Below are 24,850 nucleotides of genomic sequence, written 5' to 3' on the forward strand. Positions count from 1 at the left end.
CTCGCTACTATCCACATCTGGATTCACAAAATATTATTAGTGGGATAGGTTCAAGAACATCTCGGTCTGGAGTCTGTCCGTCCTTGAGCAGTTCGGCTAACCCTTCAAAATACTTTTCGCGTTCTCCTGCTGGACAAAACATGATTAATAATTTTGCATCCTGAGTTCCTCGATTAGCGAATGTATGAGGTGTGTTACGTGGAACTAACACAAATGCCCCTGGTTGCCCCTGCACTATCTGATTACCAACTTGAATTTCTACTTCTCCTTCTAATACATAAAACATTTCTTCCATTTGTCGATGAATATGCAGTACTGGAGCAGTTCCACCTGGTTGTATTATGTTTTCAAACAATCCCAAGTGACCATGAGTATCAGCACCAACTACTTTAAATATTATTTCGCTATTACCAGTAGTTAAATGATTACCTTCTCCTGGCGCTAAAACAATTTCTTTAACTGGTAAACTCATAAACACTCCTACTATAATTTGGATGCTCAAGCGTTTTTTCAATCAGTGCTAGATTCTATCTGTATTCTGTTAGATATTAAAAACTGGAACATCCTTCAATAGGTAAGTTTTTTATAATACAACAGATTACAGAGGTGATTATCTATATAGTAGGCTAGGCGTGCCCAGGTGTGCGTAAACGCTTAAAGCGGCTTGTTACTTGCCATCGCTAGTTAACCCATAAATTAGTTTTATGTTTTAAAGTAGAAAGTAGTTTGATTGAAAGTGCTTGTTACTACCAATGAAAGTTTTAGGGTTAGTCCTGCCAGTCCTGTTGCTACTAGGCACGCCTGCGATGGCAGTTGAGTTCAAAGGGCAAAATATTGATGGTCAAAAGCTACCTGCTAGAGCTTACTATTATGCAACTGGTGGTGTCTATAAAGTTCAGGTAAGCTTTCACAATAAACGAGCTACGATTTACTTTGACGACGGCAACCAAACAACCATACAGTTGAACCAGCAAGTGATCACTGACTCAAACAATATTGAAGGTTTTGGAAAGCTAGGGCAATATCCTCTAAATCGAACATTCAGTGTTGGGTTGGTGTATGACAATAATTGGCTTGGCAGCAGTGATAGTCAATTGCAACAGTCCAATCCGCTAGATGGGTTGTGGAAAATTAGTTTGGAGTAAATATTCGCTATCTTTTGTCTAAATTTTAGTCTTTTGTTGATAAACTTGCGGCGGAAGAATCACTTGAATTTGCTCTTTTAAGAGAGCATTAGCCAGGAAACGGGTAAATGTGCTACTCAAAAGGACAAGCCGTGTCAATTTGAGTGGGCTACAATCACTAAACACTCATTTTTCACCCTGGTAAGCATATCGTTAAAAGCAGGAGTATAACGACTATCTTTATCAACAACCTTACGGAGAGTATACTCACCAACTCTAGAAAGTCCGCCAAACCAAACGTTCTTTCTATGCCAAATATCTCCATTGAGAGAATTTTTGTCTTGGGACATTGTAAAACTTACAATCGATCTTGAAATTGGTATTCCCAGGAAAACAGGTATGACTTGAGCTTCTTGCAAAGTTTCATCTTCAAACTGAATTTTGTAAGTTGCTTTAAGCAATTGAATTGAACGTAGTAATATCCAACCCGCAATCGAGTTATGAAAAGTCCACTGTAACGGGGCAAAAATTGGTAAAACCAAAGTTCTGTTCTGTGTGTCCCATTCCAAATTGTACATAGTAATGCAAGTATCTGGCAGTGGATTTCCATCCATAAAAAACACACCCTGAAGGACAGATGGTAAGTTTGTTTGTTTGATTGGAATCATCCAGGTTGCAATATCATCGAGTTGCTTTTTCTCAATTAATTCAGTCATACTAATTTGTAATTCATAATTACTCAAGGGCGAACGGTGACTTATTACTCATAGTCGTTGAGCAAAACCTTGTAGTACTAAATTATTAGGAGTAACGGCAGTCACTTTTTCAAAATCCCACTTGACTTCTGTAATTGAGTCCCATTGATAGTTGTGGAACAGATGTAAACAGAAAATTTTGATAAAACCAATTGATAAGGATTTACCAGGACAAGCTCGCTCATGCCCTTCGCCGTTCCAAGATAAGATATCTGAAAAATTCCGTGTTAGGTCAAAATCATCTGGATTTTGGTATCTGTTGGCATCCCGATTAGCCGTAAAAATAGAGCCTAGCAAGCGAGTACCTTTTTGGAATGGACATTTTTGTTCTCCAATCTCAACTTCACCCCCTTCAGTGGTGAGTTGACTAACAAATCGCACTGGTGGATAGAGACGAGCTGTTTCCAGAATCACTTGATTGAGAAGTGTTGACCGTTCTAAAGCATCTGGGTCTAAAGTTTTCTTGCCATTCCAGACTACATTCACTTCTGACACTACATCATTTCTAAGGGCATTATCCAAGCAAAGAACACCAATAACTGATCCTAAAAGCGCACTTGTACCGGCAGTACCAGCGATATGAATCATATCGAAAAGGGTATTAGCGATTTGGTGTTCGTTCAACTGATACTGAGTGCCTGTTTCAAAGTAAGATGCCCATTTAGCCGATTGTTTATATCGCTTGGTTAAATATTGACGATGCCGAATTTTTGGCGCTGTTAATATTGCTAGCAGATACTTGCTTATAAAATTAGGCAAGGATGCGAGAGGCAAACCTTTAATGTAACTACGTGATGCTGTGATTTCTTCCTCAGATAAAGATATCTGAAAAACCAGTTGATGCAAAATTGACAGGATGATTTTTGGCAAATCGTTGCCGATGTGTAATTTGCCTTGTTTAGCAGCTTCTAACAAGCTTTGCTCAACTAGATTCCCTAAAAAGTCTATCTTTTGAGACGGTTCTGGTAAGGCTTGTAAGATTACAGTACGTAGTCCTGTGTGTTCGTTACCGTTCGTTCCCAAGCTCAGAGGATTATCGAGCAGGTAGCTAGGAGCTAATATTCTGATGATGCCTAAATCATTTCCCCGCAGTTGTGGTTGGGTTTGCATTAGTTCACTCACTTGGGAGTGAGAAGAATGCATAATTGCTTGGTCTACTGCAAAATACTTGTTTCCAATATTGTCCTTACGGATGTAGAGAAAGTCCCGCCATGCTTTGAGTATGATTGAGGCATCCGTATAATAGAAAATCAAACGCAGAAACTTGCCGATCGCAGTGTCATAACCTACTTTATCTAGTATGGGTGCAAGCCAAAGCTGGCGAGCATGACCTTTGAGAACTTTATCTTTAAGTGTCATAATATTTATTGTCATTTGTCATTTGTCATTTGTCATTTGTCATTTGTCATTGGGCATTGGTTATTAATTTTTCTTTCTCAGTTCCTTATCTTCCTAAGTCCTTTTATTCTTTACGAGAGGCTGCGCGTAGCAAGATCCTTGTCAGGGTAAAATTTTGAATTGATTTCTCCCTCAGTCTCCAATTCAGATATTGATGCTTTGGGGAATTTTAGAAGGAAGCAGATACTCATAGGCTGGGCGGTGCAAATTACGCTGCTTGATGGTATTTTCTACCTGCTGAAGATGACTCTGGAATCCCTGTAACAATGGTTTTACTTTCTCATCTGTGAAATATCCTTGCTCATACTCGCCCAGCTTGTTGTAGTATACAGACCCCAATAAGCTAAGTAGGTTATATTGCCGTTGTACTTGATCTAGAGGGGGGAGCAAATTGAGGTAGTCTTGCTCGGTAACTTCTCTTTTAAGAGTTGAGGCTGGTAAATAACCTGCCAATGGTATAGCTGCGGCGTAGCCCATCAAATCTTTTTGCGGAAAGTTAACGGCTGCATGTTGGGCACTGGCAGTAAAAATAATCAGCGTAGTGGCATTAATTAGATAATTTAGCGTTTTGATGCCCCCATCTTCGCCAAAATCGGGGATACGACCACCATCGTAAGCTGAGATTTCAGCTGCCCATGTTTGCAGGGCTATATCTTTGTGAATGTTTTCATCGGTAGGGTAGTAAAGGTTCAGGTAATCTGAAACCCATTGATGAATTGCATCCCAGACTAATAATGCATCATCCCGGTAAGGATAAACAGGCAATAGATTAGGATCATCCACACCACGCTGTTGGAATTGCTTGGGTAAGATAGCACTATTAAAACCATAGCTTTGCAACCCTAGCACTGCTAAAACGCGAGAGTTATCGATTGATGGTGAGAGCAATCTATCTACGCCACCGCCAGGAGCAATGAGAATCCGTTGGGCGGCATTGTTAATTGCTAAGGTACTATCAAAATGCGGACGCAGTAGAATTCTGAGGGGATGGGTGTGTGGCAGTTGTCGAGCAGTTGCGATCGCAAAAACACCAACTAACAGGTGAGTTCTTGCTAGGTGAGTAACAGCTTCGTGGATGTTGGCATCTGCTATTTGGACAACTGTTTTGGCAAAAAGCCAAGCGTATTTACCGGAGTTAGGGGTAACAATCGGATAATCTAGGCCTGGGGTTTGACCGCATTGAATGGCTACCGGACGTAATAGCCTGGTGGGATCTGAGCCTTTGGGTAAGGCAAACAGTGCTAGGGGAGCGTAGACATATTTTTGCTCATGTGGATATGTCCCGTTGATCGCACCGGATAAAATTTTATAGTCAGCTAAGTAGAGCCTTCCTTCAAGTCCTGCTGCTGCTAATGAATCGTCAGTTCCCATCACTGCTTGGTAATGTTCCTCTGTGACTGGGAAGCGATCGCCTAGACTAGTTACTCGCTCGATCATCACAGGATTGTAGCCAGCCACTCGCATGTAGGCAAAGACTTCATCTTCCTGGTAACTTTTGGCGATCGCTGGGACACCAATTACTGGAAACAAATTTTCGTAGTCCTTGAGACTGGTTGCATGTCCTGTAGGCTGTCCTTCATATAAAAGGTTAATTACCCTATTTAGAGCATCTCTGAGGATCACAAGTCCGTTTTCTTTGAGAATAGAATAAAAAAGATCGTCGAGTTCTCTAAGATCCTTAGATATGCTTTTGAGCAAAAACTGAGGGATAATTTGCAGAATTCTTGCCAGAATGCTGATTCTGGCTGGTAGTGCTCCCTTGAGCAAGGCTTCTAAAATAAACCTTTCGACATCATCACGAATCGATTTAGAATCTTGATTGCCTCTGTTGACAATCAAGGTATTGACAAAAAGAACTCGTAACTGCTGGGCTAATAAAAAATACCAGTTTGTGGTGAAATCTTCGGCAATAGAAAGCTGATCCACCATCGCAATAGATGGAATATGGATGTAGTTATATTGATACTCTTGCCTAGCTATATCTAAAGTATGAGTACTTGATGAACTGATTGAATAATCTGGTGATGAGGCAGTCATTGACTCTACTTATATTTAGTATGGGGATTAACAGTTTAGGATAAACAGGTTTAAGTTACCTAAACGTATTATCGCAATCAAGTTTAAAATTGTGATTTTTCTAAAGAAATTTTCTGGAATTTATCAACTCCTGAACCACGCACTGAACCTTTAGAAATCTTACAAGTAATTTTTAGCGATACAAATGATATTTGCCAAGATTTAGAAACAATTCTCAAAGAACACTTTCGTGCTAAAAAACTGTGCTTTAATTTACATTCTTGGCACTGAAACGATTAGACCCTTTGCCATTAACATAATTAACTTCTCCACTTGGTGATAAATAAATGCGATACCCAATCGTAGTAGTAGAGCCACTATTGACGACAATAGCAAAGTCACGGTAGGCATAACCGAAGCCTGGATTAATGATGACTTCTAGGCTTCGGTTATGGATTGGGATCAATCCTAAGGGAACTCCAAAAAATAAATTATCCAATTTCTAGACTTCACTACGACTTTCCCTCCCCCAGCTAAGAGCTCCCTGCTGCCCCCCTGCCTCTATAGCGATGGGTATACTTTTTTATTTGGAAGTCCCTTGCCAAATGCCTGCTCTTTGCCAATTCCACCCGGTTCTGGTAAGAGATGATTTAGCAAACCGAATATTGCTACTCATACCAATTCTCTAAAATAAGGCAACAGATGTAATATTACTTGCCAAGATTGATTTGAAGTTGAACTACGTTGGTCGGTTGGGTAAGCGTGAAAATCGGGAGTGCGTTTACCAGTTTGTTCCACCCGATGATGAGCGTGATTTAATTTTTAGGCAGTGGTTCAATCGGGATGAAGCATTTTCTTGTGAGTTGGTGTCAGTCACTAATAATATAGTTTTATCGACACCAGTGATTGACACAACCTCCCAAATATTAGAAGAGGTAGTGTCTAGCCCCCAAAGACAAGCCTGGAAAGGGCTGAAACTGAAAATGCAGCAAGGCTTGGACAGCGCTGGCTCTTTCTAGAGCGAGTTAGTCTCCAAGGTTGGCGAGGCTGTTGGCGTTGCTAATGGGGAGCCGTTTTGGAATGGGTATCTGGGGCAGTGGCAAATTTGGGTTAACTTTGCCGATGGATGTAAGTCTTTGGTCTGCGATTGGCTCTTTGCTGTGTAGGTCATGTTGCCATAAAGCTCCGTTCGTTCGAGCCAATGTTGTGCAATTTTTATCACCAAGTATTCATGAGTGGCATACTTTGCCGCCGTTCTCGCTACTTTTTGTGATGGGTAGGTTCGGGTCAAGGTCAACCGGGAGTATGTTTGTCCGTTTGTTAACCCACTGCCCTAGCGGGACTTAATTTTGGGGAATGCTTAAATCAGAATCAACTATCTGTGTTATAAATTGCTCAAAATGCTAGTTTTGATTCGGTATCAGCTAGTAACAATATAGATATAATCACATCAGTAAGTCGCCTAACAATCGCAAAAAATCGCCTGTCGGTTTGCTGCAAAATATTCCCCAATTTCGGGCACAATGTGCGATCGCGGTTCATATTTGTTGTGAACTTGCCAAATAAGCTTCTTATTTCCAACCAAACTGATCGCTTGTCAAGTTTCGTGCTATTGGGGTTGCTGGTTAGTATGATAAAGACAAACACATTAGCGATATTAAAGATATGAAGCTTCCCTTAGCTTCGTCTTCATCTCAAACTCGGCAGACAAGAGAGCAGTTTGCTAATCCAGACGCTTACCTAGATTATGAATTAGGTAAAGCGGTGCAAGAGTTACCGCCTCTTTATACAAGATTGGTGGCGGTGAGCTTAAGCTTAGGCTTATTTGGTGCGATCGCTTGGGCAGCTTTTAGTAAAGTAGATGAAGTTGCTGTAGCTCACGGTGAGATCATCCCCTCCGAGCAAGTTCAACCGGTGCGATCGCTTGGTGGTGGCATCATTCAATCTATTAACGTCAAAGAAGGTCAGCAAGTTAAAAAAGGCGAGCCTCTCATATCGCTGGATTCAAAACAATCCCAAGTAGATATTGACAGACTCAGACAACAAGCTGGGTTGATTAGTGCAGATATCCGCCGTGCGAATGAAGCAACAGCTAAGGGTCATCAAGCACGTCTCAAAGAAGCTGAAATTGAACTGAAGCGGCTGCAAGACAACCTTAAATCTGCTCAACGGGATGCAAATAGGCTACGTCGTTTAGTCGGAGCCATACCCCGATTAGATTATGAACACGCTCAAGATAAAGCCAGAGATATACAAAAAAGTATTGCTGTCCAATATAAAAAAATCCAGCAACTGCAAGAAGATTATAAAAGTGAAAACCTTTCACAATTGAGCAAGCGTCGGGAGGAATTGCAGACTGTACAGAGGCAATTAGATCAGTCCGTGGAGCAATTACAACAGCAGTTTATAAAAGCTCCGATTTCTGGCACAATTTATAATATCAACGTCAATGCAGGTAAAGGGACAGTACAATCTGGTGAAGAATTATTGTCAATTCTGCCAGAAGGCAAAGAACCTGTATTAGAAGTTTATCTGCCAAACCAATATCGAGGGTTTGTTGATGAAGGCATGAAAGCAAAAGTTAAGATAGACGCTTTTCCTTATCAAGAATTTGGCATTATTGATGGAGCAGTAATTTACGTTAGTCCAAATGCAGTTGTTAAGGATAAAACTTATGGTAAGTCAGTCTTTCCTACTAGAATTAAGCTGAATAAATTATCTGTGGTGACAAGAGGACAAGAGAAGAAACTAACTTCTGGAATGGAAGCAACGGGGGAAATTGTCATGCGCCAGAAGTCAGTTTTGAGCTTATTGATTGAGCCAGTTACACGGAAATTTGATGAGGTATTTTCTCAGAAATAAGGTTGTTGAGTTGATAAATTTTGTGATAAACGAGAGCCTTAAATCCCCGACTTATTCAAGAGGTCTGGGATATTATTGTCACGAATAATTTAGTACTGCCATATTAGCAAGAAACATTAGGTGAAAAATCGAAAATTTTAGGAGATGCATAATTAGTTACCCGAAAAGTTTATTCCATGCTTTCTTAGCTCCTCCCGCTATCGCTTTCCCTGCCTTCTCTGCTCTTTGCTCTATGTCATCACCCCACGCGCTTCCAGCGATTCCACCAATGGCACCTCCCACAACAGTTCCAACTCCAGGAAAAATTGCTGAACCAATTGCAGCGCCTGCGGCTGCACCTCCCCATGCGCCTGCAACACTACCTGCTGTTTTTCGGAATTCTTTACCAAATCCATCTTTCTTATAAGCACTTCCTAACTGCCACGTATCAAGTGCAATGCCAACGGGTGCAGCTACTCGACTAACTCCTCGAAGTACCCCTTTAGTAACTCCAGATTGTGTAACTTTTCTGGTGAGTCCCAGTGTCGTATTAGCAGCTGGAGGGTTTCTAAAAATGTTAGTGCGTCGAGCTACTGCTGTTGCTGGTCTAAAGTTTTTACCAGTGTTAGTGGCTTCCCGCGCCCTGAAGCGAACTGGTTGCACTACTAAGTTTTTTACAGTATTAGCACCTCGAATTACTCGTGTTGCTGCTCTAGAGTTTTTAACTGCTCTAATTGCTTTAATTGTTCGAGGTGACGAATGATATGTTCTCTTGTCTTGAATTTCGCGGATTATTCGGGATGTCCTAATATTTAAAGGCTCACCACCAATTCTCTGTCTTGTAAGACGAGGTTTAGAAGTGCTTTTTCTGTCACTTGTTATATCCCTTAGCGATCGCGTGTAGAATTCGTAGAGTTGCCCTACTTCTTTGCTTCTCCTTCCTTGTAATAACTGAGGTTTCTCAGCAATGTTTTTCAGAGCTTGAATTCGTTTCTGATTATCAGGATTGCTCAAATCAAGGCGAGCTGCGATTCTTTCTATGGCCTCGTCTTTAACTTGTACACCTCTAGTCCAGCCAGGGTGTGATGATGCTTTTTTTACTGTGCCTTTTGGAAGTAAACCCTGCTTTTCCAACATCTTGGCGGTTCGCCTTTCTACAGGGACACCATCAATATCTACAGCTAATTTCTTGAGAACTTTGTATCCTTTTTCTTTTGCTTCCAATCGGTTATCACCCTGGTTAAAACGTTGAGCTTCCACAGCAAACATTTCCCGTCTACCACTGTGATTACTTGTAAGATGCCCTGCCTCGTACTCCGTTTTCAATTTCCACTTATTCTTCTTATCCTTATATACTAAGTCTTGTAATGGATGGCTTTTATTGTTTTCGATAGCCGTACCAATAATCTCAGCAATGTCACTCCTAAATTTATTGCGACCTGCTGAACCTGCAGATTTTGCCCCTGGTTCTTTCGGATGTCGAGATATCTTCACAGATGGTTGATTAGGAAATAATTTCGAGGCTACTTGTCCTTTAACAGTTCCGGCCACAACATGAACCGCCGCATTTCCCCATGAATTAGGTGAATCTCCAGATTGGTTTTCTCTGCTTTGGTAATTTAAAACATCAAAATATCTACCAGGACTTTTGTCTTTGGTACTGGTACTCAACAGTTGCGAGGATACTTGAGAGGTTTTGGAAAAAAATGCAGGTGAAGCACTAGATTGAGTATTTCTAGTCAAAGAAGTAGAAACAGGAGTAAAGTCACGGTGAGTTATGCCTGTAGTACTTAGATACGGTGTGGCAGACATCGAGGTTGCTGAATGATTTGTTTTAGTCGTTGGTTTTGTCCAAGGAACAGAGACGCGTGTCCCGACTGGAAGATGCCTGACTTCTTGCGGTTTAAATCGGCTACCATCGGCTTTGCGTAATTCCCGCCAACGACTACCATCACCAAGCTTTTTCTGGGCAATTTCCCAGAGAGTATCACCTCGACGAAGGCTAACAGTATTATTGACAGACCTACTAGTATTAGAACTTTGTTTGACAGGATTATACTGAGGCGTGCTACTAAAGGTTGTACGGGTATGGGATGAAATATGAGGACGTGATGTAGTTAGTCCTGTACCAGAACCCTTGGAATTTTTGCCTGGAATCTTTCTAGTATCTTCTGACTGAAGCATTGCTCTCAGACTCCTATCTTAAACGTTATGCTGACAATGGTGTGTTTTGACTTGTTGGCTAGAAATACAGGTTTTAATACCTGCAAACTCAGCCTTTCTATCAGAGAGTGATACTAAATAAAACTACTGAAAAAACTAAAAACAAACGTAAACTACTTACTTTTATCTCCCCAGCAATCTTAGTAAATTCTGCAATCTGTCATAAATCTTAACTTTCTCAACTTTGCTATTACACAGCACTAAGTTGTCGTTGATACAGAGTAAAGTACACGCCTCTTTTCTCTAGCAACTCTTCGTGTGTGCCTTTTTCCACAATTACTCCTTTTTCTAATACTAAAATCAAATCTGCTTGCTTCAAAGGTGCAAATCTGTGGGCAATCATAAATACAGTGCGATCGCCTGAAACTTGCTGTAAGTTCTGCAATACTTTTTGCTCTGTCTCACTATCCAAGCCAGTTGTCGCTTCGTCCAAAATTAAAATCGGTGCTTGCGAGAGAAATAAACGCGCCAATGCAAGGCGTTGTCTTTGACCTCCCGATAGAGAAATTCCCCGTTCTCCTATATTTGTTTCATACCCGTGGGGTAGTTCGCTAATAAAATCATGGGCTACTGCCAGCCGAGCCGCTTCTATAATCTGTTGTGGTGTAATGTCTGCTTCACCAAGAGCAATATTTTCTAAAATGGAACCGTTAAAGAGAAAATCCTCTTGCAAGACAACAGTAATTTGTTGCCGTAAAGAACCAATATCAACGGTTTTAATATCAAAATCATCAATTGTGATTGAACCTGATTCTGCTTGGTAAAGTCGTTGTAAAAGCTTGGAAAGGGTACTTTTACCGGAACCACTACGTCCGACAATTCCCACAAACATTCCTGGTTGAACTCTAAAGGAAATACCTTTCAAAACAGGCTCTTGTTCGGGTTGATAACGAAATACCACTTGCTCAAAACTTACTTTACCTTTAAGCGGTGGTAAAGCTACACCTGAGCCTGCTTCAGCTTCTGGGTGTGTATTGAGAATATCTCCTAGCCGATCTACAGATAGCAAAACTTGCTGAAATTCCTGCCATAGTTGTACTAAACGCAGCAGTGGATCTGTTACCCTTGCTGCCAGCATTTGAAATGCGACTAATGCCCCAATTGTCATTTGTTGGTTAATAACTAATCTTGCACCAAACCACAAAATAATTAAGTAAGAGAAATTGGTGAGAAAGTCGCCGATATTACCGCCGATGTTAGAAGTTGTGGAAGCTTTAAAGCTGGTGCGAACGTAGCGAGCAAATAACCCTTCCCAACGTTTACGAGATTTACGTTCTGCGGCGTGAGCCTTCAGCGCATGGATTCCTGTCACCGCCTCAACTAAAAAAGATTGGCTATCAGCACCACGATCAAAAGTTTGATTGAGCCAGTGACGGAGAATTGGTGTGGCAACCAGAGTCAGGATAGCAAATAGGGGAATTACAGCTAAAGCAATCCAGGTGAGCATAAAGCTGTAAGAAAACATCAGCACCAGATACACCACTGAAAAAATACTGTCGAGGATGATAGTTAAGGCTGTACCAGTGAGAAAGGAGCGAATATTTTCTAATTCCTGCGCTCTGGCAACAGTATCGCCTACCCGCCGGGACTCAAAATAAGTTAAAGGTAGGCGCATCAGGTGACGAAACAATTGCGCTGATAAGCTCAAGTCGAGGCGGTTAGCAGTGTGGGTAAAGATAAATAGCCGCAGGATGCCAAAAATTGCTTCGAGGATCGCAACCCCAAAAAGTGCGATCGCCATGACATCAAGAGTGCCGAGGTTTCCGTAAACAATGGCTCTATCAATAATAAATTGAGTGATGATTGGCGTTGCTACCCCCAACAGTTGCAAAGCCAAAGAAACTAATAGCACTTCTGCCATTAATCTCCGGTAACGCCAAATTGCGGGTACAAACCAACTGAGGTTGAATTTTTCTTGTTGTTGGATTGGTTCTACTTGCCAAAGTTGCCCATGCCAATTTTCCTCAACCATTGCTTGGGGAATACTTTCGCAAGTTTGATTCAGGTTGATAGGGTTCGCAATAATTAAGCGATTACCCTTAACGCCATAGGCGATAATCCAGTCAAGTTGATGCCATTGCAGCAAGGCGGGAAAAGATAGCTGACGCAAATCGTTCCAATTAACTTCTAACTGTCGCAATTGCAGCCCTAATTTTTCGCCTGCCTCTACAACATTATTAGGATGTTGCCCTCTGAGTTGACGCTGTACCGACTCTAATGGCAGAGGATTTTGCAAATATTGAGCTGCCATTGTTAAACAAGCAGCAGCTGTGTTAGGGCTACAGACGAAGGGATACCCTGATACTGGCTGAGGGGTGTTAGGATCGTGAGGTTGATAGTGCGATCGCTGCTCAATCCAAAAGTGAGAAGTTTCTTCTGATGAAATTTCCTGCCAAACTGCTGCATTCCAGCACACTAACACTACATCTTTGCTTGATGCTACGGCTTTAAATTGTCCAGAAAGATTAAGTAAATCTCCAAACCAATTCCCTGCTGATAGTGTTGCTAATGAATTTGATTTTCCTTCTTCTCTAAGACGTACTCTACCCGCGACAATTAAAAATTGTTCTCTTTCTCCTAAGTTATCTGTAGACCAGATTACTTTCCCTAATCCATACTTCCGAGCTTCAGCATGATTTTTCAACTGAATTTGTTGCTGGGGGTTTAACAAGGAAAAAGGTAAGTCTTCCCATTTTATATCAGCTTGTAAATTCATAATTTATTCCTATAAATCTACTTGCAGCTTGACATCAATGTTTTGAATTCTGTCGTCTAACCATTTTTCAAACAGTTCATCTTCTAGTTGTTGTTTCAGCTGTTCATCTAACGAAGCTTCCAGGAATTCTTCTACGCGCACCAAATACCAAAGTCCTTCAATCTCTAGTGGCCCTAGTAATTCTCCAATCTTGGCTATATCAACAGCTGCCCTGATTACATCCGGCAACGTACCACGACTAATAGCTCCTATCATGCCATTGTATATCTTATCTTCTGCTACCGAATATTCTTGAATCAACTGCTCAAATCTGGCGCCATCTTCCAGAATTTGACTTTTCAACTCTTCTGCTAATGCCTGTTCTTCCACAACTAAGCGCGAGAGTACTACCTGATCTAAAAATATTTTGCGTTCAATAAAATACTCTTGGATGTTTAACTTGGTAACTTGAGCTTTCAGTTCTTCTAACTCAACATTAGACGCAATTTTTTGACGAAAATTAGCATAGTCTAATCCCTGATTGGCTAGCCATGCTTGGAAAATTTCGTAGTCAGTTAAAGCATTTTCTAACCGAAAATTTAACACTAGTTGGTCAATTATTTCGGGGCTAATATCAGCATTTTTGAGAGTTTTTAGCTCTTGCTCTATGACGTGTTGGCGAATGATTTCCCAAATAAAATCCTCAAGCTTCCCAGCATTTTCTAAGTGTTGTAATGCTTGCTCTAAAGTAATTTGCTGTCCATCATCTGTCAAAAATAGGTTAGATTCAGTCATTAGCTAAACTTAAAATTTAAGAATAACGTACAATAATCAGAAAAAAATTAATTAAATTTAACGTTGAAATGTTCACTATTCTTATATCCTACCTTAAAAGAATTGTATGCAAATGAACCTCAGGCGATTTCTGATTCTGATAACTTATTCGATTTTAAAACCTGACTTTAACAAAGGGCAGCTATTGCTTGATGTACTTACTATTACTGAAAAATCCGAATCTGTTGCAGTTTCTTACACCTGGGATTCAGTTGCGACGAACTGACAAGAGAGAGGATGGTGAAGTTTAAGGCACTGGCACTAAAGCATCGGCACGTTATCAAAAATTACCTTCATGTCAATATCTCGGAAAAACTTACCCCGATAGCGTAGGCGTAGCCCGTCGTAGACATCGCTCAGAAATTGCTTAGGAAAATTGATTTGAAACTCGATTACGTCGGTCGGTTGGGTAAGCGTGAAAATCGGGAGTGCGTTTATCGGTTTGTTGCCCCTGATGATCGGCGTGATTCGATTTTCGAGCGGTGGTTAAATCGGGATGAACTGTTTCTTAGTGAGTCGGTGTGAGTCACGAACAATATAGAGTTACAAACACTCATTGCTGGCACAATATCACATGAGATTCCCCAAACATTAAATCAGGTTGAAAGTCTTGCTACCCACGGGTGGAAGGGGCTGAAACTGAAAATGCGCCTTGGACTCGACAGCATTGGCAAGTTCTACCAACAGCTAGTCTCCCAAGTTGGCAAAGCTATTGGAATTGCTGATGGGGAGCCTTACACAGAATGGGTATCTGAACCAGTGGCAGGTTTGGGTTAACAATGGATAGCGGGTGTAGGTCTGTGGTGTGCGATTGGCTATGCGCTGTGTAGATGGAGAAAGCTTTGGTAAAGAGTTGAGTAATTCATGCTTCAGATTTCGTCTTACCAGCTTTTTTAGAGACAGCAATTGCACCAACTCCAAACAATAGACCTAGTAGGGAAGTGGGTTCTCTTACTGATGTAGATGAAGAACTCAGGGTAATATTGGCAGCAGAATCTTGATAGATGTATGTTCCTGCCCGTCCCACTTCACCCGTCAAGGTAATTTCAGAGCTTGAAGTTCAATAATAAGGTATATCTGGGAGCATCAAAAGCAATGCCAAAATCAACCACTAAATTCCAATTTGACCCAGAATCAAGCTCAAAATTGACATTTGGGGTTAAGTCACCGCCATTAGTAGAGCCAGGATTCTTTCTTCAGGTCTAGATTGCTGACGTTAAGCTCCCAATCGTTCAAAGTCCCATTAGGAGCGTAAACTACAAATCCCGAATATTCGCTCTCGAATGGCAAAACGTTCTCCAAGAAAGGGCTAGCATCGACTAAGGTAAAATCACCCGAAAATTCTTGTTTAGTTAGAATAGCTCCCAGCACGGGAGTAGCATGAAATACGCTTGCTAGTAGCAAACCAATCAGGGCGACGTTAACTTTAGGGGGTCGAACTTGATTCATGGAAAAGGTATGCTATCTAAAATTGTTGAAGGTATGCTATCACATCTGCAGCAACTTAAGATACACTCAGTACACTAAAAAGTTCTGCGATGCCTGCGGTGTTCTCATTGCCATCACTCAAGCCCAGAAATGGACAATAAGCTTGAATACGGGCAATTTCAGCAGCAGGAGCAAGCATGATAAATAAGCCTAAAATTTCAGTGTTTTTAAAGAGAATGTCTAAGCCATGACTGGAGATTAGCTGTATATCTGACTACGTTAGAAAGAAGGCGCATCCATGTCGATTTATTTTCATTGTCCCAACTGTATACCCTGTATCACAGCCTACACCTAATCTAAGCCCCAGGATACTCGTTTCTACGTCTTTTGATACAAGTTTATTTAATTTTGAGAGATTAATGAGATATTAAGTTGAAAAACAGTTCTTCAAATAGAAACTTATGACAACCCAGCAAGAGCTTCAATCTCTTTTTAATAACTTAGATCGCGATCAAGACGGCAAAGTCTCCATCAATGAGCTTTTTTTAAGTCCTAGCTTAAGTGCAATCATCTCATCAGAAACAAAGACTAGTAGCCCCCAGGAGTTACTAGCACGGTATGATTCAGACGAAGACGGTAGTATTACCTTTGAAGAGTTAAAGCAAGCCGTTGAGAAAGCAGATAATTTAACCTAGCTGTCAAAAAACCCAATACCAAATATCAATACCCAAAATCCCTCAAAGCATGGGCGCTTTGAGGGAAAAGCAATTTTCATGGTCATTAGTGACTCGCTAGCCCTGATGGATGACCTTGGAGGTTGGAGGTAAAAGGCTGGCTTTTTGCGATTGAAAAGCTTTTCTAGTAATTTTTCTGGTAATCTTGCTCGTGCTTGGCAGTATGCACAAGTATTAAGTTGACGGAATTTCTACTTCTTCTTGTGCTAGATGTGCAATTACTTTACTCACAGCATTATGGCAAGTTTTATCAGTATCCAAAACTTGTGATAAAAATGCCCACAATGTTATTAAAGGGTCAAATAACCGCTTTTTATATTTAATTTTTAGCTTAGAGATTGCAAGTTTTTTTGCAGATTCCGGCAATAATTCTTTAAAAGGTAGTCCTAAACTCTGACTAAATTATCAAGTGAGGATTTGTACTCGTAGTGTCACAGTAGTAATTATGCTATTAGCTTGCTCGTCTCAATAAAAGTATGGAATGAACGAGTAAGCTTTTTCTACCTCCAAAAATTTTTTAGACAACTGTACATTATTCTTCCATCGGCGTTCGTCGAAGACGTTGCCGAAGGCATCGCCTGACTCATGCCATGACTGCCTCAGAAGGCATTAAAGCTGTTAGCCCTTACTCCGCATACCTTAGAGCTTTTATTAGTGCCATTCGGTTATGGAAGAAAGACAGATTTTCCCAAATGCCATTTTGACTCAAGCTTTGCACTCGTCTATGGAATCTTATTACATGGCGTGATCATTACCTGGAACTACCAATGCTAGAGTCACCGGGGCAAAGATGGTGGAATGCCGCAGTTTCCAAGTAGGGGATGGTTAAATTAGCATTACTGATTGGGGCTAGTGAGTACAAATCTGATTTAGAGGTATAACTAAGTGAAGCTATTCAAATTTGATGTAATAATACTAAACACTCAAGGTCAAGAAAGCAAACGTGAACAGCGTCAAGCCGAATACTTCACCGAAGACCTGGGCAACACTATCACTCTTGAAATGGTGCTGATCAAGAGTGGTAGTTTCATGATGGGTTCACCAGAGAATAAAACAGAACCTAGTGACTCAGAAAGCCCTCAGCATTTAGTAAACATTCAGCAATTTTGCATGGGTAAATATCCTGTCACTCAAGCACAATGGAAGGCTGTAGCAGCATTACCCCAGATAAACAAAAAACTATTGCCTGACCCATCGTATTTTAAAGGGGATAAGCGACCTGTAGAGCATATATCTTGGCACGATGCAGTTGAGTTTTGCGATCGCTTATCCTGCCATACTAAAAGCCAGTACCGCCTACCTAGCGAGGCCGAATGGGAGTATGCTTGTCGGGCAAGAACAAATACACCATTCCACTTTGGCGAGACAATTACGACTGATGTCGCCAATTACAACGGTACAGACGATGAAGAATATCAATTGTCAGGTTCTTATGCTCAAGGACTCAAAGTTATTTATCGAAAAGAAACTACAGTTGTAGGAAGTTTTGGGATAGCAAATGCCTTTGGGTTATACGATATGCACGGTAATGTATTGGAATGGTGTGCAGACTTTTGGCATAAAAATTATCAAGGAGCGCCAACAGATGGTAGCGCGTGGATAGAGCTTAATGATAATCAGAATTGTGACAGGGTGATGCGCAGGGGTACGTGGGTCGGCAGTAAGGACATCTGCCGTTGTGCTTATCGTCAAGGCAATTGGAGCCGCCACCTCGGTTTCCATATCGGTTTTCGGGTGGTGTATGCAGATGTGGTAGAAAGCAATGTTCTGCGCCAGTAGCTACTCTAGATTTGACTTGCAATCTCAATTAAAATACCGTCTAAATCTCTGACATATCCAACCTTTTGTCCCCAAGGCTTTTGTTTTGGCACAACTAAACTACTTGCACCAGCCTCAACAGCACGATTGAAGGCTGCATCAACATCATCTGTTGTAAAGGCAATTTCGATTCCAGCAGGTTGAGCAGATAAGCTGTTTTCTTGAAATCCATTAATTAGATTTGAGCTAGCTAGTTCATTGGAGGCAAACGCAAGTTTTGTTGAGCCTGTCTCCATCTGTGCATACTGTCCACTTTCGTGAATAAAATGTTGGTGTAACCCAAATGCTTTTTCGTAAAAAGCAACCGACTGGGTAACATCCTTTACGTAAAGAATAGTGTAAGAAAATTCCATTGTTTTTATGGTTCTAAACAAGAATCACTGAGGACAAGCTAGTACATTTGCTCTACTTAGTCAAGTATCAGTACTTCCTTGACATCCAGTGTCAAAATTTAACTACTCAAACCGCTACTCCTCGCAAGCACCCTACACATCTGTACAGACAGGAATTGAGTTTTCATCGATTGCAATTTCAACTTTTGCTGCTTCAGCAATTTCATTTAATGCACTCGCTAAACCTCCACGAGTTAAATCTCGCATACAGTGAATTTCTATTCCAGATCCCAACAGTTCGAGAACTAAATATGAACTTTGGCAGATGTTAAACCAGCGCATCCAACACCAACGATACCAATACGGATTTAGCTAAGTTGATTTTTTCAGTGACTCAAGCCTTCAAAAAGTAGTTTGCTTCTGTTTACGTCTTAACATCCAAGCAGCGTGAAAAGCAGCGATCGCAAACACACTGAATGGTAAAGTTGGTTCGGGAACAGGCTTGACTGCTATTAAGAATCCTGAAGTATTAATAGAAATATTGCCCCCATCACCACCAACTTGTGCTGTGCCTGCGGTAGTAGAAATTTGAGCGCCACGACGCAGAAGCAGTAAATCAGTTTGTAAGGAGATATTGCCACCATTACCTGAAGAAAATTGGGCGTTGAGTGTGCCACTGTTGTCTAAGGTAACTCTAGGTGAGGTAACGATAATATCTCCAGCAGTACCCGTCGTACTTTGAGAGTTAAGGAACAAGCCACTGTTAATGTTTGAACTTTTGCCAGAAATATTTATTTGAGCAGCATTAACTTTAATTGTGCCTGCATTACCTTGTCCAAGTGTTTCGGCTGTTAGTAGAGCGCCATCTTGCAATGATAAATCACCAGAATCGATAGTAATGTTACCCCCATTACCAAGTGACCCCAAACGCACAAGATTGCGAACATTACTCCCAGTGCCTGCAACTTTGATTGACTCGGTAGCATTCAGCGTAATATCTCCCGCGACAGTTTCAGGTGTTCCCAAACCTTGCCCAATACCAGCACTTAAAAGACTCCCTCCCAATATTTCTAAATTCCTGGCATTAACTGCAATATTACCGCCACCAGCGCCTTCTACATATATACCTGCTTGATTAGTAAGGGATACCGAAGTTCGTGCGACATTATCAAGAAATTTCAAGCTGAGATTATCGCCATCTACACCTAGCGCTACACTACCAGATTCCGCCAATCCTCCTAATTCAACTCGTCCACCAAAAGCATTTAATCGTCCCCCATTCATGCTGACATTACCGCCCACCAGCAGTAAACTTTTTCCATCTGGTACTCGTAAACCAAATGCGTTAAAGCCTGCTGGATCTGTCCCTGCGGGTGCAACTGAGTTATTTTGAATTGGTGCGTTTTGATTAATCTGATTAAACAATAATGCTGAAGGATTAATAGTCAACAACGGTGAAGGGATATTTTGCTCAGTAGCACTAAAAAATCCTCGATTTCCAAATTGCAGAGCATTCGCTGTAGTCGCCGCAAAGGAACCACCAACATTTAAGCTGGCATTTTCACCAAATACAATTCCATTCGGATTTATTAGAAACAGGTTAGCCGTACCCAACGTGCGAATTAACCCATCAATATCGATATTAGAAACTGATCCACCCGTTACTCGAGTAATGATATTTTGAATATCTAGAGCATTATTAAAAGAAGCAGTGCCACCAGTATTCACAGAAAACTCACCAAAACTGTGAAACAAATTACTCCCTGCTTGAGTTCCTCCAGTAATATTAAAGGTGTTACCTTCCTTTATGACACTAGAGTTATTTGGTAAAGTACCATCCGGAGTAATTTGAGCGTTCGCATAATCAATGGTACAAAAGCTAACGCCGACAGCGATAGCCGCTAAAGCACCCCAATGAGTAAAATCCAAACCTGACATTGCAAGCCTCCATGAATAGCAGCAGCAAAGCTTAGTTAAGCATAAATCAAGTTACTAGCTACTAAATAGCTAGTAATTAGGCTACTAAGTTTTCAGCCCAAAACTCCGGTTTTTCGCAAGAACTTGAGAAATTTACAAAACTTTACTTTATAAAGTTCTCAAACTATTGCTCACGCCACTTGTCCCAATTCATCAACACCCCATCCACAATCGCAATCCCCCACTGCAGAAACTTCGCCAGCAGCTTTTTAACCACAATCTGCAAAGCGGGGTGATCATTCCAGCATTCCTGCAAGAATTCAAACCCCGGATTCTGCCCCGAATTCCCCGCAACGCGTGAGTTTCTGCATCCGCTCCGGTCGCATATTTGCCCTCGCTACAATCGCCTCATGCGACCATTTTTCAGCACTGGTGACAGGCGCGGCGGAACTTTCACCCTCATGAACTGTTTTGACTCCTACACCTGAAACTGAATTTTCAACTAATGGGACTATTTCATCACTAATTTTTCTTTATCAATTGTTACACCACAATGGATAGTTGACACTTATAGTTCAAGAAATTGGGTAGAAGTTTTTTATCGAGAGGCCAAGGGTTGGTTAACCCCCAAACGGCGGATTTGTGAGAATCACGTCTACCCAATCCTTTTCACCCATCTCCGAAAGGGTAAACCGCAGACTATTACCATCATCAATATCGGGATATTCAAACCCATGTAACAGCAAACTCATGTGCGCTAACATCAAAGGCAAGGATTTTGCCTCACCGCCAATAATACTTTTTTGTAATATCTGCCAATCTTGGGCGCTACAATTCTTTTTCAGGTATTCATACGCCTCGACCAAAAAACCACCTGTTCCGCAAGCAGGGTCAAAAATGGTTTCCCCCAGTTTCGGTTCCATCACCTGCACGATAAACCGCACTACCGGACGGGGGGTGTAAAACTCTCCCGAATCTCCCGCCGCGTCTCGCATTTCCTTCAGCATGGACTCATAAAGGGTGCTGAGGAGATTCACTTCTTCTGATTTATCAAAGTGAATATCATTTACCTTATTCAGCACATCCCAGAGCAAAGTCCCGCTAATCATGCGGTTAGTGACATCTTTGAACACCTTGGCGATGACATCAGCGCAATCGCGTCCGGTTTTGCTTTTGAGATTCCGCAAATAAGCGAGTAACCCTGCACCTTTTGTGCCATGTGGTAAAATTGCCTCATCATTGTTGATGAAACTTTTCAGGCGATCGCCCGTAAAATTTTCAGTCTTCTGCCCAATCTCGCCAGCGATAAGGCGGTTGAATCATTGGTTTATAGGAAATTCCCTCGAACTCTGCTTCCACCTCATGCAGTTTCTCGGAATCATCTAAAAGTTTCAAGAACATGATCCAAGTCAACTGCGGAAGACGGTCTAATTCTCCATTCAAGCCCTTATCTGTCCGCATGATGTCACGCGCCGACTTAACCACACTACCCAATTTTTGGGCAGTGGGACGGGTTTATCGTTTTTTTTGTGGTGCGTTTGGGCATTGATTTACAATATTTTTTGATTATTAATCTTATTCATGATTATCATTTTTCATGGATTTATCTTTTAAAGAATCCTCACTTAATTCTGATTTCCTCATATTTAAATAGGCTTGCCCTTCAGGTGTGATGCGAACATATTCTTTAATGCTAACTTGTTGTTGTAGCTGACTTATATATTTTCCACGATAAGATTCTATCAAACCCAGTCCTCTCAAATGTCTTAGCTCCCTCCTGACTTCATCATTAATCCAATATTTAGCTTCTGCTTTGTCATCTGCTAAATTTTTGAGATGCGATAATTCTTCTTTTGTAACGAATCTATTAACTAGAAATTGGAGAGTATCAATGTCTGCCCTCTGTTTATCTTGCTCTTGTTTAACTTCTGTAAATTTAGCCTTAAGTTCACCAAATGATATTTCTTCTATTTTTTCAGCCAGTTCCGAATTAAAAAGAAGTATTATTAAAAATATTGCAACCTCTGTTATAGATAATCTATTATCAGGCTTTATAGCTAATACTAATATGGATAGTAAATATACTATTCCCAAAAAAGATAGTAACTTAACCATTAACCAACGCATAGACTTTTCTCTGAAAAGAATATTGTTAAATTTATTTTTATTCATAGATCATACTTAACTTATTTACACTAATACTTGTAAACTAATTTTAGGCGGAATATAACAAGCTTTGCATTTTCTTAATAGCTTCTTTTAATTTTTGAACACTGCCAAAGCGTTGAGCTATCTCAGCTACATTGCCATATTTATCAAACTCCCGATTAGCTTTAAAAGTTGTCGGAATATTAAACTCTTCAACTCCCTTTTGTGCATACTCGTCTAAAATCATCTCTAAAATTGCTCTAGCATCTTCCCCATATTGCTCAAAAAAGTCAGCCTTGCAAGGACGCAACCTTTCAGCCCGTTGCTTGCAAGTCAGCACCGGAGCATCAAAGGCAATATGACATAGTAAACGCTTCGGGAAGCTTAGTAACTTGTTTCAACTCATCAAAATCAATATCCCTATCCGCCAACAACTCAATAATCTCTGAACGCTGTTCTGGATCTGCCCAGCGTTGCTGTATTTCTATAGTGGAACGATACAGGATACGAACTTGTTCTCTGGTGTAGTCAATTAATCGAGACAAGCGCAGTTGATTGTCTGAGTTTAAATCATAAATTCTTTCTTCAACAATCTCTTCGCTTCCCCCGTCAGCGTAATATTTCCGAGGTGGTACGTCATCATCATCTGGGATTCCCCGAAATCCAGACCTTTCATCGTCTTCCAAGTCGTCTGCTTCCTCTTCTAACTCTGCTGACTCCAATTCCTCCTCATGTTCAGAGAGTATTTGCCCATCATCATCTATCTCTGATTCATTAATCAGGGCGGGTTCCCCGTCAAAATCTCTATCTTCAAACAGCACCGTGCTATTGGTGTAGTCGAGTATATTAAACGATCGCTTACCCCGTTCTTCTCGTACACGGGTTCCCCGCCCAATAATCTGCTTAAAGTCTGTCATTGAACGAATAACACGGGCAAGCACAACATTTTTACAAGTAGGAATATCCACGCCAGTTGTTAGCAACTTAGCAGTAACAGCAATAATGTGAGTTTCATCCAAGACATCTTTAAATTTGTAGAGATGTCCTTTACCCACGTCACTAGCATCAGAGGTAATGCGAGTTATGTAGTCAGGATTTGTTCTGGTGATATCGCTGTTAAGGTTGCGTAATTCCTTAATCATTGCTTTAACGTGTTCCTCATCTACGCAAAAGACAATAGTTTTGGCATAGCGATCGCTACTTCTCAAAAAATCAGTAATGTGTTGGGCGATCGCTTTTGTCCGTGCTTCTCTCACTAACTACGGTTCCATCACATCAGACTGCTTATCCGTGATGAAATCAAACTCTACAATTCCTTGTCCGTTAGTGGAGTAAGCAAACTTCACCCCTAGAAGGTTGGCATATTCTATTGCCTGTTCCAGTCCTTCATCTGGTGTTTTATGTTTTCGCTTGGCTTCCACCACGGCTAAGGGAAATTCTCCGTTATATAGCAGCAAATAGTCTGTAAACTTCCGTTTCCCACGGGGTTAGCGCTTATTTTTCGGGCGAATCTTGCCATCAGTAAAGTAATACTGCTCATAGTAAGCATGGGATTCTCTCTCCCATCCTGCATCCTTTAACTTTGGCTCGACATATTTACGGCAAGTATTCGCTTCATTGCTCATTTCTTATTTTTCTTGACTTCATTATTTACTCGTCCAATTTAACCGCTAACCTCTGATAAATCTCGTCCAACCAAACGGGAATTACAGGCTTACCTTCATCCAAAGATGCGATCGCCTTTTTTCTGTCAAACTCCACAAGCTCAAGCGATCGTTCTTGTACTTGGGACAACAACATAAACCGCTTACCTTTACCTGAAGTAAATAACTCTGGCTCTTGGTCTTTCAGCTTTTTGAGCGTGGTGCTGGCTATGTCAAAACTTAACCCCACAGATAGCCAATATGACATTGCAGCCAGTTCCAGCAAATTAGACTTTGAGTAATAAATACTACGTCCTGTCCCAGTATCACTAATGACAGGAACAATCACCCCCCTCTCTCGCCAATACTGTAGCTGACGAAGGGTGCAGCCTGTGATTTCAGCAGCTTCCTTGCTTGTAAAAAATGTCTCCTGCATACAATTTATTTTACAGAAGACTTATTTAATACAAATGTGTTATTATTAGACAACATTGTTTTAAAACGATGAGCCAAATCACTATTCAGTGTCGTCTTGTAGCCTCAGAGTCATCACGCCAGCAACTATGGAAGTTGATGGCAGAGCTTAATACGCCACTGATTAATGAACTACTACGTCAGGTAAGTCAACACCCAGAGTTTGAAACTTGGCGGCGAAAGGGCAAACACCCTGCTAATGTTGTGAAACAACTCTGCGATATTTTGGAAACTGACCCTCGCTTTATTGATCAGCCTGGACGGTTTTATACGAGTGCGATCACCACAGTCAATTACATCTACAAATCTTGGTTGGCACTGATGAAGCGATGCCTTCGGCGAGCTTCGCTAACGCCCAAACATACTCTGCTGGAAGTATTGTTCTACCCAAATTAGACAATATGCGAGAGCAAGTTCAAAGTGAGGTTCAAGCCAAAGCTGAACAAAAATCAGACTTAATAGAAGTTCAA

General features: G+C 41.1%; 27 protein-coding genes and 1 pseudogene. 8 read left to right on the forward strand and 20 right to left on the reverse strand.

Annotation, left to right across the window (positions count from 1 at the left end):
* Nucleotides 1-7: 7 nt before the first annotated feature.
* Nucleotides 8-472, reverse strand: a complete 465-nt coding sequence (locus tag ACFE90_RS18105; protein ID WP_375502878.1) for a cupin domain-containing protein — start codon at nt 470-472, stop codon at nt 8-10.
* A 280-nt stretch (nt 473-752) separates the two neighbouring features.
* Here ACFE90_RS18105 and ACFE90_RS18110 point away from each other — a divergent pair, with 280 nt between their 5' ends.
* Nucleotides 753-1,145 carry a hypothetical protein gene (locus ACFE90_RS18110; RefSeq protein ID WP_375502880.1) on the forward strand — a complete coding sequence of 131 codons (393 nt, stop codon included), beginning with the start codon at nt 753-755 and terminating at the stop codon, nt 1,143-1,145.
* Nucleotides 1,146-1,279: 134 nt separating this feature from the next.
* On the opposite strand, the gene ACFE90_RS18115 is transcribed toward ACFE90_RS18110, so the two are convergent.
* The 4 genes from ACFE90_RS18115 to ACFE90_RS18130 all read right to left on the reverse strand — a co-directional run bounded on the left by ACFE90_RS18115 (nt 1,280) and on the right by ACFE90_RS18130 (nt 5,759).
* Complete coding sequence (locus ACFE90_RS18115) at nt 1,280-1,840, reverse strand: hypothetical protein (protein ID WP_375502882.1); 561 nt, start codon at nt 1,838-1,840, stop codon at nt 1,280-1,282.
* 48 nt (nt 1,841-1,888) lie between these two features.
* Complete coding sequence (locus ACFE90_RS18120) at nt 1,889-3,253, reverse strand: cytochrome P450 (protein WP_375502884.1); 1,365 nt, start codon at nt 3,251-3,253, stop codon at nt 1,889-1,891.
* Between the two features lie 168 nt (nt 3,254-3,421).
* Complete coding sequence (locus ACFE90_RS18125) at nt 3,422-5,314, reverse strand: lipoxygenase family protein (protein WP_375502886.1); 1,893 nt, start codon at nt 5,312-5,314, stop codon at nt 3,422-3,424.
* A gap of 247 nt (nt 5,315-5,561) precedes the next feature.
* Nucleotides 5,562-5,759 carry a hypothetical protein gene (locus ACFE90_RS18130; protein ID WP_375502888.1) on the reverse strand — a complete coding sequence of 66 codons (198 nt, stop codon included), beginning with the start codon at nt 5,757-5,759 and terminating at the stop codon, nt 5,562-5,564.
* Between the two features lie 262 nt (nt 5,760-6,021).
* Here ACFE90_RS18130 and ACFE90_RS18135 point away from each other — a divergent pair, with 262 nt between their 5' ends.
* The gene (locus ACFE90_RS18135) at nt 6,022-6,312 is read left to right on the forward strand and encodes a hypothetical protein (protein WP_375502890.1); all 291 of its coding nucleotides are present in this window, start codon (nt 6,022-6,024) and stop codon (nt 6,310-6,312) included.
* On the opposite strand, the gene ACFE90_RS18140 is transcribed toward ACFE90_RS18135, so the two are convergent.
* Complete coding sequence (locus ACFE90_RS18140) at nt 6,309-6,584, reverse strand: hypothetical protein (RefSeq protein ID WP_375502892.1); 276 nt, start codon at nt 6,582-6,584, stop codon at nt 6,309-6,311. The two genes, ACFE90_RS18135 and ACFE90_RS18140, sit on opposite strands and share 4 nt — an antisense overlap.
* 374 nt (nt 6,585-6,958) lie before the next feature.
* Between ACFE90_RS18140 and ACFE90_RS18145 the strand changes: the two genes are divergently transcribed.
* Complete coding sequence (locus ACFE90_RS18145) at nt 6,959-8,155, forward strand: HlyD family efflux transporter periplasmic adaptor subunit (RefSeq protein ID WP_375502894.1); 1,197 nt, start codon at nt 6,959-6,961, stop codon at nt 8,153-8,155.
* Between the two features lie 156 nt (nt 8,156-8,311).
* On the opposite strand, the gene ACFE90_RS18150 is transcribed toward ACFE90_RS18145, so the two are convergent.
* From ACFE90_RS18150 to ACFE90_RS18160, 3 genes are all read right to left on the reverse strand, one after another.
* On the reverse strand, nt 8,312-10,318 hold the full coding sequence (locus ACFE90_RS18150) for a glycine zipper domain-containing protein (protein ID WP_375502896.1): 2,007 nt from the start codon (nt 10,316-10,318) through the stop codon (nt 8,312-8,314).
* 229 nt (nt 10,319-10,547) lie between these two features.
* A complete protein-coding gene (locus ACFE90_RS18155; RefSeq protein ID WP_375502898.1) occupies nt 10,548-13,073 on the reverse strand; it encodes a type I secretion system permease/ATPase in 2,526 nt (841 codons plus the stop codon).
* Nucleotides 13,074-13,082: 9 nt separating this feature from the next.
* On the reverse strand, nt 13,083-13,847 hold the full coding sequence (locus tag ACFE90_RS18160) for a peptidylprolyl isomerase (RefSeq protein ID WP_375502900.1): 765 nt from the start codon (nt 13,845-13,847) through the stop codon (nt 13,083-13,085).
* A gap of 420 nt (nt 13,848-14,267) precedes the next feature.
* On the opposite strand from ACFE90_RS18160, the gene ACFE90_RS18165 reads away from it, so the two are divergent.
* Together ACFE90_RS18165 and ACFE90_RS18170 are read left to right on the forward strand one after the other, a co-directional pair.
* Nucleotides 14,268-14,411 (forward strand): hypothetical protein, encoded by a 144-nt coding sequence (locus ACFE90_RS18165; protein WP_375502902.1) that lies wholly within the window; start codon nt 14,268-14,270, stop codon nt 14,409-14,411.
* 120 nt (nt 14,412-14,531) lie between these two features.
* Nucleotides 14,532-14,663, forward strand: a complete 132-nt coding sequence (locus ACFE90_RS18170) for a hypothetical protein (protein WP_375502904.1) — start codon at nt 14,532-14,534, stop codon at nt 14,661-14,663.
* Nucleotides 14,664-14,748: 85 nt separating this feature from the next.
* On the opposite strand, the gene ACFE90_RS18175 is transcribed toward ACFE90_RS18170, so the two are convergent.
* The 3 genes from ACFE90_RS18175 to ACFE90_RS18185 form a co-directional block, all read right to left on the reverse strand.
* Entirely contained in the window at nt 14,749-14,925 is a 177-nt protein-coding gene (locus ACFE90_RS18175; RefSeq protein WP_375502906.1) for a PEP-CTERM sorting domain-containing protein, read from the reverse strand.
* A gap of 134 nt (nt 14,926-15,059) precedes the next feature.
* Nucleotides 15,060-15,335, reverse strand: a complete 276-nt coding sequence (locus tag ACFE90_RS18180; protein WP_375502908.1) for a hypothetical protein — start codon at nt 15,333-15,335, stop codon at nt 15,060-15,062.
* A 55-nt stretch (nt 15,336-15,390) separates the two neighbouring features.
* On the reverse strand, nt 15,391-15,513 hold the full coding sequence (locus ACFE90_RS18185) for a hypothetical protein (protein WP_375502910.1): 123 nt from the start codon (nt 15,511-15,513) through the stop codon (nt 15,391-15,393).
* Nucleotides 15,514-15,775: 262 nt separating this feature from the next.
* On the opposite strand from ACFE90_RS18185, the gene ACFE90_RS18190 reads away from it, so the two are divergent.
* Nucleotides 15,776-16,009, forward strand: coding sequence for an EF-hand domain-containing protein (locus tag ACFE90_RS18190; protein WP_375502912.1), 234 nt, complete (start codon nt 15,776-15,778; stop codon nt 16,007-16,009).
* A gap of 924 nt (nt 16,010-16,933) precedes the next feature.
* On the forward strand, nt 16,934-17,827 hold the full coding sequence (locus ACFE90_RS18195) for a formylglycine-generating enzyme family protein (protein WP_375502914.1): 894 nt from the start codon (nt 16,934-16,936) through the stop codon (nt 17,825-17,827).
* 5 nt (nt 17,828-17,832) lie between these two features.
* Here ACFE90_RS18195 and ACFE90_RS18200 read toward each other — a convergent pair whose 3' ends face one another.
* The 8 genes and pseudogenes from ACFE90_RS18200 to ACFE90_RS18235 form a co-directional block, all read right to left on the reverse strand.
* Nucleotides 17,833-18,219: a VOC family protein gene (locus ACFE90_RS18200; protein WP_375502916.1), complete on the reverse strand. Its 387-nt coding sequence runs from the start codon at nt 18,217-18,219 to the stop codon at nt 17,833-17,835.
* A 132-nt stretch (nt 18,220-18,351) separates the two neighbouring features.
* Entirely contained in the window at nt 18,352-18,540 is a 189-nt protein-coding gene (locus ACFE90_RS18205) for an AIR synthase-related protein (protein ID WP_375502918.1), read from the reverse strand.
* Between the two features lie 60 nt (nt 18,541-18,600).
* A complete protein-coding gene (locus ACFE90_RS18210) occupies nt 18,601-20,136 on the reverse strand; it encodes a filamentous hemagglutinin N-terminal domain-containing protein (RefSeq protein WP_375502920.1) in 1,536 nt (511 codons plus the stop codon).
* Between the two features lie 599 nt (nt 20,137-20,735).
* A complete protein-coding gene (locus tag ACFE90_RS18215; protein WP_375502930.1) occupies nt 20,736-21,224 on the reverse strand; it encodes a class I SAM-dependent DNA methyltransferase in 489 nt (162 codons plus the stop codon).
* 169 nt (nt 21,225-21,393) lie between these two features.
* Nucleotides 21,394-21,600, reverse strand: coding sequence for a type I restriction-modification system subunit M N-terminal domain-containing protein (locus tag ACFE90_RS18220; protein WP_375502922.1), 207 nt, complete (start codon nt 21,598-21,600; stop codon nt 21,394-21,396).
* A 90-nt stretch (nt 21,601-21,690) separates the two neighbouring features.
* Entirely contained in the window at nt 21,691-22,287 is a 597-nt protein-coding gene (locus ACFE90_RS18225; protein WP_375502924.1) for a hypothetical protein, read from the reverse strand.
* Nucleotides 22,288-22,330: 43 nt separating this feature from the next.
* Nucleotides 22,331-23,888, reverse strand: a pseudogene (locus ACFE90_RS18230) (type I restriction-modification enzyme R subunit C-terminal domain-containing protein).
* A gap of 25 nt (nt 23,889-23,913) precedes the next feature.
* Nucleotides 23,914-24,342, reverse strand: coding sequence for a MerR family transcriptional regulator (locus ACFE90_RS18235; RefSeq protein WP_375502926.1), 429 nt, complete (start codon nt 24,340-24,342; stop codon nt 23,914-23,916).
* Nucleotides 24,343-24,410: 68 nt separating this feature from the next.
* Between ACFE90_RS18235 and cas12k the strand changes: the two genes are divergently transcribed.
* Nucleotides 24,411-24,776, forward strand: coding sequence for a type V CRISPR-associated protein Cas12k (gene cas12k / locus ACFE90_RS18240; protein WP_375502928.1), 366 nt, complete (start codon nt 24,411-24,413; stop codon nt 24,774-24,776).
* Nucleotides 24,777-24,850 lie beyond the last annotated feature (74 nt).

It is taken from the genome of uncultured Nostoc sp., from assembly GCF_964245445.1.
Classification (GTDB): Bacteria; Cyanobacteriota; Cyanobacteriia; order Cyanobacteriales; family Nostocaceae; genus Nostoc.

What these genes read in the sequence shown, in the direction of transcription:
- ACFE90_RS18105 (WP_375502878.1), bottom strand. Translation starts at nt 472, where the DNA reads ATGAGTTTACCAGTTAAAGAAATTGTTTTAGCGCCAGGAGAAGGTAAT.
- ACFE90_RS18110 (WP_375502880.1), top strand. Translation starts at nt 753, where the DNA reads ATGAAAGTTTTAGGGTTAGTCCTGCCAGTCCTGTTGCTACTAGGCACG.
- ACFE90_RS18115 (WP_375502882.1), bottom strand. Translation starts at nt 1,840, where the DNA reads ATGACTGAATTAATTGAGAAAAAGCAACTCGATGATATTGCAACCTGG.
- ACFE90_RS18120 (WP_375502884.1), bottom strand. Translation starts at nt 3,253, where the DNA reads ATGACAATAAATATTATGACACTTAAAGATAAAGTTCTCAAAGGTCAT.
- ACFE90_RS18125 (WP_375502886.1), bottom strand. Translation starts at nt 5,314, where the DNA reads ATGACTGCCTCATCACCAGATTATTCAATCAGTTCATCAAGTACTCAT.
- ACFE90_RS18145 (WP_375502894.1), top strand. Translation starts at nt 6,959, where the DNA reads ATGAAGCTTCCCTTAGCTTCGTCTTCATCTCAAACTCGGCAGACAAGA.
- ACFE90_RS18150 (WP_375502896.1), bottom strand. Translation starts at nt 10,318, where the DNA reads ATGCTTCAGTCAGAAGATACTAGAAAGATTCCAGGCAAAAATTCCAAG.
- ACFE90_RS18155 (WP_375502898.1), bottom strand. Translation starts at nt 13,073, where the DNA reads ATGAATTTACAAGCTGATATAAAATGGGAAGACTTACCTTTTTCCTTG.
- ACFE90_RS18160 (WP_375502900.1), bottom strand. Translation starts at nt 13,847, where the DNA reads ATGACTGAATCTAACCTATTTTTGACAGATGATGGACAGCAAATTACT.
- ACFE90_RS18170 (WP_375502904.1), top strand. Translation starts at nt 14,532, where the DNA reads ATGCGCCTTGGACTCGACAGCATTGGCAAGTTCTACCAACAGCTAGTC.
- ACFE90_RS18180 (WP_375502908.1), bottom strand. Translation starts at nt 15,335, where the DNA reads ATGAATCAAGTTCGACCCCCTAAAGTTAACGTCGCCCTGATTGGTTTG.
- ACFE90_RS18185 (WP_375502910.1), bottom strand. Translation starts at nt 15,513, where the DNA reads ATGCTTGCTCCTGCTGCTGAAATTGCCCGTATTCAAGCTTATTGTCCA.
- ACFE90_RS18190 (WP_375502912.1), top strand. Translation starts at nt 15,776, where the DNA reads ATGACAACCCAGCAAGAGCTTCAATCTCTTTTTAATAACTTAGATCGC.
- ACFE90_RS18200 (WP_375502916.1), bottom strand. Translation starts at nt 18,219, where the DNA reads ATGGAATTTTCTTACACTATTCTTTACGTAAAGGATGTTACCCAGTCG.
- ACFE90_RS18205 (WP_375502918.1), bottom strand. Translation starts at nt 18,540, where the DNA reads ATGCGCTGGTTTAACATCTGCCAAAGTTCATATTTAGTTCTCGAACTG.
- ACFE90_RS18210 (WP_375502920.1), bottom strand. Translation starts at nt 20,136, where the DNA reads ATGTCAGGTTTGGATTTTACTCATTGGGGTGCTTTAGCGGCTATCGCT.
- ACFE90_RS18215 (WP_375502930.1), bottom strand. Translation starts at nt 21,224, where the DNA reads ATGATTAGCGGGACTTTGCTCTGGGATGTGCTGAATAAGGTAAATGAT.
- ACFE90_RS18225 (WP_375502924.1), bottom strand. Translation starts at nt 22,287, where the DNA reads ATGAATAAAAATAAATTTAACAATATTCTTTTCAGAGAAAAGTCTATG.
- ACFE90_RS18235 (WP_375502926.1), bottom strand. Translation starts at nt 24,342, where the DNA reads ATGCAGGAGACATTTTTTACAAGCAAGGAAGCTGCTGAAATCACAGGC.
- cas12k (WP_375502928.1), top strand. Translation starts at nt 24,411, where the DNA reads ATGAGCCAAATCACTATTCAGTGTCGTCTTGTAGCCTCAGAGTCATCA.